This window comes from Streptomyces sp. NBC_00620 (assembly GCF_026341825.1).
GTDB lineage: Bacteria > Actinomycetota > Actinomycetes > Streptomycetales > Streptomycetaceae > Streptomyces.
In genome coordinates, this window is sequence record NZ_JAPENY010000001.1 from 250,383 (window position 1) to 262,893 (window position 12,511).

Annotated in this window: 12 protein-coding genes; 8 read left to right on the plus strand and 4 right to left on the minus strand. The window is 70.1% G+C overall.

Annotated features, from left to right (window positions below; translation table 11 throughout):
• Nucleotides 1-156: 156 nt before the first annotated feature.
• Both OG246_RS01095 and OG246_RS01100 read right to left on the minus strand, forming a co-directional pair.
• A complete protein-coding gene (locus OG246_RS01095) occupies nucleotides 157-1,239 on the minus strand; it encodes a family 2 encapsulin nanocompartment cargo protein polyprenyl transferase (protein ID WP_266454451.1) in 1,083 nt (360 codons plus the stop codon).
• Between the two features lie 116 nt (nucleotides 1,240-1,355).
• On the minus strand, nucleotides 1,356-2,762 hold the full coding sequence (locus tag OG246_RS01100; protein WP_266454453.1) for a family 2B encapsulin nanocompartment shell protein: 1,407 nt from the start codon (nucleotides 2,760-2,762) through the stop codon (nucleotides 1,356-1,358).
• A gap of 255 nt (nucleotides 2,763-3,017) precedes the next feature.
• On the opposite strand from OG246_RS01100, the gene OG246_RS01105 reads away from it, so the two are divergent.
• The 3 genes from OG246_RS01105 (at nucleotide 3,018) to OG246_RS01115 (ending at nucleotide 5,064) form a co-directional block, all read left to right on the plus strand.
• Nucleotides 3,018-3,251: a hypothetical protein gene (locus OG246_RS01105; protein ID WP_266454455.1), complete on the plus strand. Its 234-nt coding sequence runs from the start codon at nucleotides 3,018-3,020 to the stop codon at nucleotides 3,249-3,251.
• Between the two features lie 162 nt (nucleotides 3,252-3,413).
• A complete protein-coding gene (locus OG246_RS01110; protein WP_266454458.1) occupies nucleotides 3,414-4,004 on the plus strand; it encodes an N-acetylmuramoyl-L-alanine amidase in 591 nt (196 codons plus the stop codon).
• 97 nt (nucleotides 4,005-4,101) lie between these two features.
• The gene (locus OG246_RS01115) at nucleotides 4,102-5,064 is read left to right on the plus strand and encodes a 1-aminocyclopropane-1-carboxylate deaminase/D-cysteine desulfhydrase (protein ID WP_266454460.1); all 963 of its coding nucleotides are present in this window, start codon (nucleotides 4,102-4,104) and stop codon (nucleotides 5,062-5,064) included.
• Between the two features lie 29 nt (nucleotides 5,065-5,093).
• Here the strand turns inward: OG246_RS01115 and OG246_RS01120 are convergent, their stop codons facing one another.
• Nucleotides 5,094-5,966 (minus strand): L,D-transpeptidase family protein, encoded by an 873-nt coding sequence (locus tag OG246_RS01120; RefSeq protein WP_266454462.1) that lies wholly within the window; start codon nucleotides 5,964-5,966, stop codon nucleotides 5,094-5,096.
• Nucleotides 5,967-6,170: 204 nt separating this feature from the next.
• Between OG246_RS01120 and OG246_RS01125 the strand changes: the two genes are divergently transcribed.
• On the plus strand, nucleotides 6,171-6,860 hold the full coding sequence (locus OG246_RS01125) for a response regulator transcription factor (RefSeq protein WP_266454465.1): 690 nt from the start codon (nucleotides 6,171-6,173) through the stop codon (nucleotides 6,858-6,860).
• Nucleotides 6,857-8,650, plus strand: a complete 1,794-nt coding sequence (locus OG246_RS01130; protein WP_266454468.1) for a cell wall metabolism sensor histidine kinase WalK — start codon at nucleotides 6,857-6,859, stop codon at nucleotides 8,648-8,650. The genes OG246_RS01125 and OG246_RS01130 overlap by 4 nt, the downstream gene beginning before the upstream one ends.
• Nucleotides 8,651-8,698: 48 nt before the next feature.
• On the opposite strand, the gene OG246_RS01135 is transcribed toward OG246_RS01130, so the two are convergent.
• Nucleotides 8,699-10,294, minus strand: coding sequence for a Na+/H+ antiporter (locus OG246_RS01135; RefSeq protein WP_266454471.1), 1,596 nt, complete (start codon nucleotides 10,292-10,294; stop codon nucleotides 8,699-8,701).
• Nucleotides 10,295-10,356: 62 nt separating this feature from the next.
• Here OG246_RS01135 and OG246_RS01140 point away from each other — a divergent pair, with 62 nt between their 5' ends.
• From OG246_RS01140 to OG246_RS01150, 3 genes are all read left to right on the plus strand, one after another.
• Nucleotides 10,357-10,617, plus strand: coding sequence for a UBP-type zinc finger domain-containing protein (locus tag OG246_RS01140; RefSeq protein WP_266454473.1), 261 nt, complete (start codon nucleotides 10,357-10,359; stop codon nucleotides 10,615-10,617).
• A gap of 311 nt (nucleotides 10,618-10,928) precedes the next feature.
• Nucleotides 10,929-11,342: an anti-sigma regulatory factor gene (locus tag OG246_RS01145; protein WP_266454474.1), complete on the plus strand. Its 414-nt coding sequence runs from the start codon at nucleotides 10,929-10,931 to the stop codon at nucleotides 11,340-11,342.
• Nucleotides 11,339-12,502: a SigB/SigF/SigG family RNA polymerase sigma factor gene (locus OG246_RS01150; protein ID WP_266454477.1), complete on the plus strand. Its 1,164-nt coding sequence runs from the start codon at nucleotides 11,339-11,341 to the stop codon at nucleotides 12,500-12,502. Before OG246_RS01145 ends, OG246_RS01150 begins: the two co-directional genes overlap by 4 nt.
• Nucleotides 12,503-12,511: the final 9 nt, after the last annotated feature.

The window sequence follows — 12,511 nt, forward strand, 5'->3', positions numbered from 1 at the left end:
GGGACGGGTAGGGGCGGAGGGGGCGAAAAAACAGGCCCCGCACACCGTGGGGATGTGCGGGACCAACCGGAGCCCAGTAACCGTACGGAGGTCAGGTGCCGTACAGAACCAAGGACCCCGGAGACACCGGGGGCATCAACCACCCCACCGACGGAGTCAGTTACTGCGCCGCGTCACGAACTCCGCCAGCGCCAGCAGCCCACCCGCCGCCTCCGGATCGGGCACCGCCCGAGACAGCTCATGCATCGCCCGAGCCATCCGGTCGGCCGCCTGGACCTGCGCCCAGTCCCGACCGCCCGCCCGCTCGACGGCCAGCACCGTCCGCTCCAACTCCCCCTCCTCATAAGGAACCCCGTACAACGAGGCCAGCTCGACCGCCGCAGGCGTACCCGAGGCGAGCGCGGCCACCACGGGCAGCGACTTCTTACGGGCGATGAGGTCCGCCCCGGCAGCCTTGCCGGTACGGCTCGGATCCCCCCAGATCCCGATCACATCGTCGATCAGCTGAAAGGCGAGCCCGGCCTCACGACCGAACGCGTCAAGCGCCTCGACGTCCTCATCCCCCGCCCCCGCGTACAACGCACCCAGCGCACAGGCACACCCGAGCAACGCACCGGTCTTGGCCTCCGCCATGGCAAGGCACTCGTCGAGGGTGACCTCGTCGGGACCGCGCTTCTCCATGTCGGTGTCCGCATGCTGCCCCGCACACAGCTCGACGACACAGGACGCGAGCCGTGCGGCGGCCGCCGAGGACGCCGGATGCGGATCCTCGGCGAGCAGCCGCTGAGCCAGCGCCTGCAAGGCGTCCCCGGCGAGGATCGCGTCGGCGTCGCCGAACACGGTCCACGCGGTGGGCCGGTGCCTGCGGGTGGTGTCCCGGTCCATCACGTCGTCGTGCAGCAGCGTGAAGTTGTGTATCAACTCCACGGCGGCGGCCGCCCGTACGGCGTTCGCATGCTGTCCGCCGAGTGCGCGGACCGCTGCGAGCACGAGCGCGGGCCGGATCGCCTTGCCGGAGTTGCCCGCCGCGGGCGTACCGTCCGCGTGCTCCCAGCCGAAGTGGTAGAGCGCGATCCGGCGTATCGAGCCCGGCAGCGAATCGATGGCCCTGCGCAGCTCGGGGTCGACGGACGCCCGGGCACCCTCCAGGATCCCCGCCGCCTCCTGCCCTCCCCCACTCTCGGTCTCGCTCGAACGGGGAGACCCCCACCGCGGGCTCGGCGGGACCTGCTCATCCATGGCCCTCCCGATGGGGCTCCGCCTTTCGAGGCTCTCGGCCGGCCTCTGCGGCGACACCGGTCTACCGGGTCTACCCGCCCGGTCGGGCGAGGACACAACCTCCGGCGTACCGGTCGTCACCGCCAGCGGCCGATCTCGACGTTCTCCAGGATGCCGAGGGCGTCGGGCACGAGCACCGCGGCCGAGTAGTACGCCGTCACCAGGTAGGAGATGATCGCCTGTTCGTTGATGCCCATGAAGCGCACCGACAGGCTCGGCTCGATCTCGTCCGGGATGCCCGCCTGCTGAAGCCCGATGACGCCCTGTTCGGCCTCGCCCGTACGCAGGGCGATGATCGAGGTCGTACGGGTGTCACTGACCGGGATCTTGTTGCACGGGTAGATCGGCACCCCGCGCCAGGTCGGGATGCGGTTGCCGGCCATCTCGATGGTCTCCGGGACGAGTCCGCGCTTGTTCAGCTCGCGGCCGATCGCGGAGATCGCGCGCGGGTGGGCGAGGAGCAGCTTGGTGCCGCGCCTGCGGCTGAGCAGTTCGTCGAGGTCGTCGGGTCCGGGCACACCGTCGTGCGGCTGCAGCCGCTGTTCGTACTCGCAGTTGTTGAGCAGCCCGAACTCCCGGTTGTTGATGAGTTCGTGCTCCTGGCGCTCCTTCAACGCCTCGACCGTGAGCCGCAGTTGCTGCTCGGTCTGGTTCATGGGCTGGTTGTAGAGATCGGCCACGCGCGAGTGGAGGCGCAGCACGGTCTGGGCGATGCTCAGTTCGTACTCGCGCGGCGCGGCCTCGTAGTCCACGAAGGTGCCGGGGATGTCCGGCTCTCCCGTGTGGCCGGCCGCGAGGTCGATCTCCTTCTCGCCGTACTTGTTGGCGCGCTGCTCCGGAATCGCGCGCAGCTCCTGGAGGTGGTCGCGCAGGGACTCGGCGCGCTCCGCGACCTGTTCGAGGTCGTTGCGGGGCAGGGTGAGCACGGTGCACGCGGTGACGGCGCGGGCCGTGTACTCCCAGATGGCGTCCGGGTCGATGAGTGCCTGCTCACCGAAGTACGCGCCGTCGGCGAGGACGCCGAGGACCGCGTCGTCCCCGTAGGGACCCGTGCCGATCTTCTCCACCTTGCCGTGGGCGAGGAGGAACACCTCCTCGGACGGGCTGCCGAAGGAGACGAGCACCTCCCCCGGTGCGAACTCCCGCTGCTGGCAACGCTGCGCGAGCTCGCCGAGCACCTCCTGATCCTCGTACGACCGCAGCACCGACAGCTCGCCGAGCTCCGCCGGAATGACCTGGACGCGGTCACCGGTCTTCACGAATGTCACACGGCCGTCGCCCACGGAGTAGCTGAGCCGCCGGTTCACGCGGTACGTACCACCCTGCACATTCACCCACGGAAGCATCCGCAGCAGCCAGCGCGAGCTGATCTCCTGCATCTGCGGTGCGGACTTGGTGGTGGTGGCCAGGTTCCGCGCGGCGGATGTGCCGAGACTCTGCTGCGGCTTGCCCTGACCCGCGCGGACCTCTTCGCCTACCGACATGAAAATTGCCCTCCCATTCGTGCACTGATCTGCGAGAGGAAGCCTTTCATCACGGAGCGTGCCAGTGCTATTACACGAATGAGGGGGAATGGATCACCAAGGAGTGGGCACACAGCCGAAAATCGCCGATTCGTCGAACAGCGCGCGGTTGTTGCGGTCGGGAACTCCAAGATCCGGCCAACCGTTTGACGCTGTGACCGATGCTTCGATCGACGCTTCGGCTGATGCTTCGACATACGAGGACGGGAGACGGTCATGGCAGGCTTTCTGGACCGCGCCAAAGAACAGGCGCAGCGAGGGCTCACGCAGGGCAAGCAGAAGATCGACGACGTGCAGGCACAGCGCGCGGGCGGCGACCTGTTGAAGAAACTGGGCGCCGCGTACTTGGCGGAGCGGCGCGGCAGCGGCTCTCCGCAGGCGACGCAACAGGCCTTGCAGGCGCTGGAGAACCACATCGCGACGCACGGAGACAGCTTCCTCCACAGCTGATCCCGGGCTCCTCCTCGCGCCACGGCGCACCGCCGCGAGCCACTGACCGAATCGGCTCGCACACCGTGCGAACGACTGGGCCCTGCCACCGGGTTCCGGGTACAAGCGGCGGTACGAGACGGCCGCGACAGGCGGCCGGCGTGCAGCGTGAAGGAGGCGGTCGTGGCCCCACCCATGTCCGCGGGCGGTTTCCTGGACCGGCTCAGGGAGGCGGGCGTCACGGTCGTCGAGGTCGGCGACTGGGAACGTCACAACCGCAATCACAAGGGCCCGTGGGGTCCGGTGTACGGCGTGATGATCCATCACACGGTGACCTCGGGCAGCAAGGCCACCGTCGAGCTCTGCCGGGACGGTTACGCGGAGCTGCCCGGGCCGCTGTGCCACGGCGTCATCACCAAGGACGGTGTCGTCCATCTCGTCGGCTACGGCCGCGTCAACCACGCGGGCCTCGGTGACGACGACGTACTGCGCGCCGTGATCGCGGCGAAGAGACTCCCTCCGGACAACGAGGCGAACACCGACGGCAACCGCCACTTCTACGGCTTCGAATGCGAGAACCTCGGCAACGGCGAGGACCCCTGGCCCGAAGTCCAGCTGAGCACCATCGAGAAGGTCGCCGCCGCGATCTGCCGCCACCACGGCTGGACGGAGCGCTCGGTGATCGGCCACCTGGAATGGCAGCCGGGCAAGATCGACCCCCGCGGCTTCACGATGGACTCCATGAGGGAGCGCGTCCGCGACCGGCTGAAGTGACACGCGTGCCCCGCAGAGCCACGCCCGCGACCGCCCCGCCCGGGGGTCGGCGGCACCCCACTCCGGACATCTCCTCCGGAGGCCGGGTCCCGGACGTATGTCCGACAATGGCCGAGTGACCAGCACAGACGACCCCGAGGGAACCGGCATCACCGGCGCCCCCGAAGCGCTCGACCTCGCAGGCCTGCGGCCCCGGCTGCCGTCGCCGTTGCAGGACGTCGCGGACGAGCGCTTCGGGCGTCACGGCGTCCGGCTGGTGCTCAAGCGGGACGATCTGATCCACCCCGAGCTGGTCGGCAACAAGTGGCGCAAGCTGGCCCCGAACCTGGCGGCGGCAGCGGGCCGTGCGGTGCTCACCTTCGGCGGGGCGTACTCCAACCACCTGCGGGCCACGGCCGCCGCGGGCCGTCTCCTCGGGCTGCCCACCATCGGCGTGGTCCGCGGCCAGGAGCTGTCCGGGCGCCCCCTCAACCCCTCGCTCGCCCGGTGTGCGGCGGACGGCATGCGGCTGCACTTCGTCGACAGATCGACGTACCGGCACAAGACCGAGCCGGAGACACTCGCCGCGATCCTGCGCACGCTGGACGCCGAGGACGCGTACGTCGTGCCCGAGGGAGGCAGCAACTCCCTTGCCGTACGCGGCTGCCAGGCACTCGGCGAGGAGCTGCGCGGCCAAGCCGACGTCGTCGCCCTGGCCTGCGGCACCGGCGGCACACTCGCGGGCCTGGCCGCCGGGCTCGCTCCCGATCAGCGCGCCCTGGGCGTACCCGTCCTGAAGGGCGCCTTCCTGAGCGCCGACATACAGGCCCTCCAGGTCACCGCCTTCGGCGCCCGCCAAGGCCACTGGTCCCTCGACGAACGCTTCCACTTCGGCGGTTACGCCCGCACCACCCCCGAACTCGGCACATTCGCCGAGGACTTCGAACACCGCCACGGCCTGCCCGTCGAACGTCTCTATGTCGCCAAGATGCTGTACGGACTTGTCACCCTGGCCGAGGAGGGCGCGTTTCCCCGCGGAGCGACGGTGGCGGCCGTGATCACAGGAGCACCGCTCGCCTGATCACCCCTGATCACCTGGGAAGCCCACCCTCACCGTTCGAGGGATTCGGCGTCCCCCATGACGATCACCGGGTGCCGGCCGGGGTCGAGCGTGCGCAGGAGTTCCTTCATGTGCTCCTTCTTCAGGCTCACGCAGCCGTGTGTGGGCCCTCCGTGGTCGACGTGCAGCCAGATGCCGCCGCCCTTGTCCGCGCCGAGAGGGCGGGTCCAGTCGAGGGGTGAGGTCCCGGCCTCGCGGTTGTAGTTGATCGCGACGACGTAGTCGAAGGAGCCCTCGAGCGGCTCACCCTCGAAGCCCGTGCCGCCGATGGTGAAGCCCCGCGAGTGGTTGTACGGCAGCCTGCTGCCGGGATCGGCGAGCAGTCCGCCGGCGTCGGTGAGGGAGAACACGCCGATGGGCGACCGGAGATCACCGGCATGGTGGTCGTCCGTCCAGCCCCGGCGGGCGTTGTGAGCGGGCCAGGTGGCTCCCGGCTCCCAGCCCGCGCCGGTGCGCCGGTACAGCACCACCCGCGAGGTCGAGGAGTCCTTGCCCTGCCCGGTGACCAGCAGGACCTGGCGCGCGTTCGCAGGGATCTCGGCCCGCGTCCGCGCACCGAGGCCCGGCAGCACCGCGGGGGCGGCCGGGGCGGACGACGCTTCACTGTCCGCGGATGTCCGCCCGGGCATGGCCTGTGTCGTGCCGGGGGCGGCGGCCGACGCACCGGGCGCTGCGGCGGCCACCTCGCCGCCCGTCACCGCCCCCGCGCCCGCGCATCCGGCGACGGTGACGGACAGGGCCAGCACAGCGGCCGGTATCCCCAGCCGGTTCCGGCCCGGGATGCCGAAGGTGGCCGCCTGGCGGTCCCCGAACGGGGCACGGAGAAACCGCCGTCGAGGCAGGCGGCGCATTGATGAAGTCATGTTCCTCAGCCTGGAAGGGACATATGAGGAACTGGTCAGCGCCGACTCACGAGGTCGGGCCGTCACCCGGCGTGACGCCGCCGGGGCCGAACACGCCCAAGGGCATCAGCCCAGCCTGGCTCGCGGATATCAGGAAGTTGTCAGGGTGTGGGATAGCCCGCACAAGGTCCTGAATGCCGCTTGCCCGCGCTTAGAGTCGGCCGCGTGTGCGCACATATCCTGGTCGCGGAAGACGACGAAATGCAGGCCGAGCTCATACGACGGCTGCTGCTTCAGGAGGGTCACACCCCCGTCGTCGTCCACGACGGGCGGGCCGCGATAGACGAAGCCGCCCGGCGCAGACCCGACCTGGTCGTCCTGGACCTGATGCTGCCCAAGATCGACGGTCTCGGCGTGTGCCGGGTGCTGCGGGAGAACGGGGACATACCCGTTCTCATGCTCACCGCCCGCTCCACCGAGGACGATGTGCTGCTCGGCCTGGGACTCGGCGCGGACGACTACATGACCAAGCCGTACAGCCCACGGGAACTGCTGGCCCGCATCCGCACCGTGCTGCGCCGCACCCTGCGCCCCACGGACCTCTCCCCCGTGCTCCGCGCAGGCGGCATCACCGTCGATCCCGAACGCCACGAGGTGACCTGCGACGGCAGCCCCGTCCTGTGCACTCCCGGCGAATTCGCCATCCTCCACGCCATGACCGCGGAACCCGACCGGGTCTTCTCACGCCGTCAACTGCTGCAGCACACGCGGGGCCACGACCGCGCGTCCACCGAGCGCGCCATCGACGTACACATCATGAACCTGCGCAAGAAGATCGAGCCCGATCCCCGCACACCCGTCCGGCTGCTGACCGTCTTCGGCGTCGGCTACAAACTCACCGGACCGCCGTCATGACGCCCGGTCCCCGCATCCCCTGGCGCAAAAGCCTGTTGGTACGGCTCCTCCTCACCTCCATGACCATCGCCGTACTCTCCGTGGGCGCCACCGCCTGGCTGGCCGTACAGACCACCACACGGGCCATCCAGGAGGAACGCGGCCAGGTGCTCTCCGACGACACCGACATCCTCCGCCGGCTCAGCGGCTTCGCCGCGACGCACGCCGACTGGAAGGGCGTACAGACCTCGGTGCGCTCGCTCTCCCGCACCACGGGACGGCGTATCGCCCTGACGACCGAGACCGGCCGCACCATCGCCGACTCCGCCGCCCCCAAGACCGCCCTGCCCGCCCGCGCCTCGGCCACCATCGACCCGCTGACCACCGACACGTACACCGAGCCGGGGGCCCAACTCGCCGGACTCGACCCGCGGGTGGTGGGACCGTACCTGCTCTCCCCGATCGAACGGGCGAAGGTGAGAACGGTCGCCGAGAAATGCATGCGGATGTACGGGCTCCAAGGCAGCCTCCGACAGCTTCCCAGCGGCCGTACGGTGGTCGTCGCCGACGCCGGCGACGGATCCCCGACGCGGGACTGCCCCGGGGACATGCTCGACGCGCCCACGCCCACGGAGCAGAAGGCGCTGAGCGAACTCAACGCTCTGGCCGGGCCCTGCTTCGCCCAGGGGCGGGACGAGGCCCTCCAACCGTGGATGGACTTCGTTCCCGGCTCGCCGGCGGGTGACGCGGTCCGCCGTTCCAGCGGCAGACAGCAGGCGCCGACCTGTGTCGAGAACGCGCGCCGCACCCAGCTCGACCCCTACGTCGCCCCGAGGGCCAGGCTCTACCTGGGCAACCTGGGCGGGCAGCCCGCGGGTTTCGACCTCTCCCCCGCCAACAAAACCAAGATCATCGGGGTCACGGGGCTGGTCCTGGCCGTCACCGTCGCCATGACCGCCGTGGTCGCGACCCGTCTCGTCCGTCCCCTGCGAGCCCTGACGGCCGCGGCCCAGCAGCCGCCGCACCAGCACACCCGCGTCGCCGTCACCACCAAGGACGAGACCGGCTATCTGGCCGCCGCCTTCAACGACCTCACCGCGCGCCGCGAACAGCTGGAAGCCGAGCGCAAGGCCATGGTCAGCGACATCGCCCACGAGTTGCGGACCCCGCTGACCAACATCCGCGGCTGGCTGGAGGTCACCCGCGACGGGCTGCTCGCCCCGGACCCGGAGATCATCGCCTCCCTGCACGACGAGGCACTGCTCCTGCAGCACATCATCGACGACCTGAGCGACCTCGCCGCGGCCGACGCCGGCACCCTGAAACTGCACCGCCGGCCCATGCCCGCGGACGAACTCCTCACCCAGGCGGTCTCGGCCCACAGCACCCGCGCCGAAACCTCCGGCATCCACCTGCGCACGCACACCGACCCCGGCCTCTGGCTGAACGCCGACCCGGTGAGGATGCGCCAGGCCCTGGGCAACCTCATCTCCAACGCGCTCCGGCACACCCCCGCGGGCGGCACGGTCACGCTCACCGCCCGACAGAGCGGCGACCTGGCCGTCCTCACCGTGGAGGACACGGGCAACGGCATCGCACCCGAAGAACTGCCCCATGTCTTCGAGCGCTTCTGGCGGGCCGAGAAGTCCCGCAGCAGGCACACCGGCGGCAGCGGCCTCGGCCTGTCCATCGTCCGCCACTTCGTGGAGGCACACGGGGGAACCATCACCGCCGACAGCAAGCCCGGCAACGGGGCGGTCTTCACCATCCGGCTCCCCCGCGACAGACGACCGGACGACCCGACCCCATGACATGCGCGGGATGTGCGGGGCGCGTGCTCACGGTGGCGTGAGGGCCCCTCACGTCGTCTCCCGGTACGCCGCCGCCTCCTCCAGGTCCAGCCTGCGCAGCAGCGTCCGCAGCATCTCGTCGTCGATGAAGCGGAGGTCGCGCAGCCGTACGAAGACAGCGCGCTCGGCGTCGATCATCTCGCCGGACAGCCGGCGGTAGGTGTCGTCGGCGGTTTCGCCGGTCACCGGGTTCACCGCGCCGAGGCGCTCCCAGACGGCGTTTCGGCGGCGTTCCAGGACCGTGCGGAGGCGGTCGGCGAGTGGTGGGGGCAGGGCGTTGCGTTCGTCTTCCAGGAGCTCGTCGAGGCGCTTTTCTGCGGCCCTGGAGGCCTGCGCCTGGGCGTTGGCCTCGGCGAGCGTCTCGGTCTGCACGTCGCGCCCCGGCAGCTTCAGGAGGCGGATCAGCGGGGGCAGCGTCAGACCCTGCACGACGAGGGTCCCGATGACCGTCGTGAAGGTCAGGAAGAGGATCAGATTGCGATCGGGAAAGTCTTCGCCGCCATCAATGGTCAGCGGGATCGAGAAGGCGATGGCAAGCGAGACCACCCCCCGCATCCCGGCCCAGGCGATCACGAACGGGCCCTTCCAGGTCGGGTTGTCCTCGCGCTTGCGGATTCGCGCTGAAAAAATACGTGGCAGGAAGGTCGCGGGATACACCCACACGAACCGGGTCACGACCACGACGAGGAAGAGGGCCACCGCGTACCAGGCGGCGTCGACACCCTCGTACGCCCCAAGCCCCGTGAGGACGACGGGGAGTTGCAGGCCGATCAACGCGAACACCGCCGACTCCAGGACGAAGGCGACCATCTTCCACACCGCCTCCTCCTGGAGCCGGGTGGCGAAATCGACCTCCCAGGCACGGTGTCCGAGGTAGAGGGCGACGACGACCACGGCGAGCACCCCGGAGGCGTGCACCTGCTCGGCGACCCCGTACGCGACGAAGGGGATCAACAAGGAGAGGGTGTTCTGGAGAAGCGCTTCCTTCAGGTGGGTGCGCAGCCAGTGGAGCGGCACCATCAGGAGCAGCCCGACGGCGACGCCGCCGACCGCCGCGAGCAGGAACTCGCCGATTCCCTCTGCCCAGGTCGCGCCCTCGCCGACCGCCGCGGCGAGCGCCACCTTGAAGGCGGTGATCGCGGTCGCGTCGTTCACCAGGGACTCACCCTGCAGGATCGTGGTGATCCGCGAGGGCAGCCCCACCCGGCGCGCCACCGCCGTGGCCGCGACCGCGTCCGGCGGCGCCACCACCGCTCCAAGGACCAGCGCCGCGGTCAGCGGCAGACTCGGCACGATCAGATAGATGGCCCAGCCGACGGCCAGCGTCGCGAAGAGGACATAGCCGACCGACAGCAGTGCGACGGGGCGCAGTTGCGCCCGCAGATCGAGGTACGAGCTGTCGGTGGCCGCCGTGTACAGCAGCGGGGGCAGCAGCAGCGGGAGCACGATGTCGGGGTCGAGTTCGTACGCGGGCACTCCGGGGACGTACGAGATCACCAGGCCCACCGTGACGAGCAGCAGTGGTGCCGGGATCGGCGTGCGGCGGGCTGCCGCGGCGCACGCGGCGCTCCCGGCGACCAGCAGAAGCAGTGGCAAAATGTGCATCGTCTTTCCGCCCGCTCTCGTTTCCGCGCGGCTTACCGCACACCCGACGTAATCTGGCAATCATGAAACAGTGCACGCACGCCGACGCGCTGCCGGACCCCGAGCCCGAGCCCCTGAGCGAGACCTGCGTGGAGTGCCTGGCCGCCGGCACGCACCCGGTGCAGCTCCGCCTGTGTCTGGAGTGCGGGCACCTCGGCTGCTGCGACTCCTCTCCACTGCGGCACGCGACGGAGCACTACAAGGACACCGGGCACCCGATCATGCGCACGTTCGAGCCCGGTGAGAGCTGGCGTTGGTGCTTCGTCGACCACGTACTCGTATGACCCCTCGACTGCGGCGTCGACGGCATACTGACAGGGCTCGCGGATCACATACGTGTGTGACCCGCGATCCGGACGGTTCGACCGTCTGACGCCTGGGTACGTCAACCCGGCGCGCGCTCTTCCTAATTGGGGCCGCAGACCCCTAGCCACTGTCCGTACTCATAGGCTTACTATGAGTGACAGCAAGGGGCGGGGTCCCCGGGACAGGAAACTTGGGAGCGCGGTAGCGTCACCGCTGAACCACATCGCGCGTTACCCCGGGGGGCGACCCTCGGCCCCCTGAAAGAGCTTGTACCACCATGGAGGTGAGGGTGTCCCAGATCGCAGGCGAGCCCGCGACCAAGGACTTCGTGGAAGTCCGGCTGCCCGCCGCGGGCGCCTACCTGTCGGTGCTGCGTACGGCCACGGCCGGACTCGCGGCCCGTTTGGACTTCACCCTCGACGAGATCGAGGACTTGCGCATCGCGGTGGACGAGGCCTGCGCGATCCTGCTGCAACAGGCCGTCCCCGGTTCGGTGCTCAGTTGTGTCTTCCGGCTCATCGACGACTCTCTGGAGGTCACTGTCTCGGCGCCGACTACGGACGGTCACGCCCCGGCGCGGGACACCTTCGCGTGGACCGTCCTCTCCGCCCTCGCGGGCAAGGTCGAATCCACTGTCGCCGAGGACAAGACCGTGACGATCAGCCTCTACAAACAGCGCGGCGCGGGACCCGGGCCGGCGTGAGGAACGGGGACGGGCCGGTGCGGGACGAAGAGCGCGGCACACGGGAGCTTCCCGCCGAGCGTGTCGGCGGGCCGCGGCGCGCCGCGGACGCCGTCGACGGCATCCCCGAGCAGGCCCGGCCGCACCCGGAGGACGGCCCGGCGTCCGCGGAGGCGGCGCCGGCCGACGAGGACGAACGGGAGAAGCTCTCCGGCCAGGGCGACGGGCAACGGGATCCGGAGGGTGCCGCGCCGAGCACGTCCTCGGACGGACGGCTTGGGGCCTCCCCTGCCCGATCGGAGCCGGGAGCTCGGGGAATGGTGACGGGCGGGACTATGAACGAGCACGAGCGGCACGACAAGCCGGAGGCGCAGAGCGTGCAGGGCGCGCAGCACGGGCCGAGTGCCCAGCAGATCCGGCACGACCCCCAGGACCGCAGCGGGGCGCGGACGATGTTCATCGAGCTGCGCAAGCTGAAGGACGGCAGCGCCGAGTACGCGGAGCTGCGCAACCAGCTGGTCCGCATGCACCTCCCGCTCGTCGAGCACCTCGCACGCCGCTTCCGCAACCGCGGCGAGCCGCTGGACGACCTCACCCAGGTCGCCACCATCGGCCTGATCAAGTCGGTGGACCGCTTCGACCCGGAGCGCGGCGTCGAGTTCTCGACGTACGCGACGCCGACGGTGGTCGGTGAGATCAAGCGGCACTTCCGTGACAAGGGCTGGGCGGTGCGCGTCCCGCGCAGGCTCCAGGAGCTGCGGCTCGCGCTGACCACGGCGACCGCGGAGCTCTCGCAGCTGCACGGCCGCTCCCCCACGGTCCACGAGCTGGCCGAGAAGCTGGGCATCTCCGAGGAGGAGGTCCTGGAGGGTCTGGAGTCGGCCAACGCCTACTCCACGCTGTCCCTGGACGTCCCCGACACGGACGACGAGTCCCCGGCGGTCGCGGACACCCTGGGATCCGAGGACGAGGCACTGGAGGGCGTCGAGTACCGCGAGTCCCTCAAGCCCCTCCTCGAGGACCTCCCGCCTCGCGAGAAGCGAATCCTGCTGCTGCGCTTCTTCGGAAACATGACCCAGTCACAGATCGCCCAGGAAGTCGGCATCTCCCAGATGCACGTCTCCCGGCTGCTGGCCAGGACCCTGGCCCAGCTCCGCGAGAAGCTGCTCGTCGAGGAGTAGGAGCGGCCG

Coding starts and splice junctions, on each gene's coding strand:
- OG246_RS01095 (WP_266454451.1), bottom strand. CDS start 1,239: ATGGATGAGCAGGTCCCGCCGAGCCCGCGGTGGGGGTCTCCCCGTTCG.
- OG246_RS01100 (WP_266454453.1), bottom strand. CDS start 2,762: ATGTCGGTAGGCGAAGAGGTCCGCGCGGGTCAGGGCAAGCCGCAGCAG.
- OG246_RS01105 (WP_266454455.1), top strand. CDS start 3,018: ATGGCAGGCTTTCTGGACCGCGCCAAAGAACAGGCGCAGCGAGGGCTC.
- OG246_RS01115 (WP_266454460.1), top strand. CDS start 4,102: ATGTCCGACAATGGCCGAGTGACCAGCACAGACGACCCCGAGGGAACC.
- OG246_RS01120 (WP_266454462.1), bottom strand. CDS start 5,966: ATGACTTCATCAATGCGCCGCCTGCCTCGACGGCGGTTTCTCCGTGCC.
- OG246_RS01130 (WP_266454468.1), top strand. CDS start 6,857: ATGACGCCCGGTCCCCGCATCCCCTGGCGCAAAAGCCTGTTGGTACGG.
- OG246_RS01135 (WP_266454471.1), bottom strand. CDS start 10,294: ATGCACATTTTGCCACTGCTTCTGCTGGTCGCCGGGAGCGCCGCGTGC.
- OG246_RS01140 (WP_266454473.1), top strand. CDS start 10,357: ATGAAACAGTGCACGCACGCCGACGCGCTGCCGGACCCCGAGCCCGAG.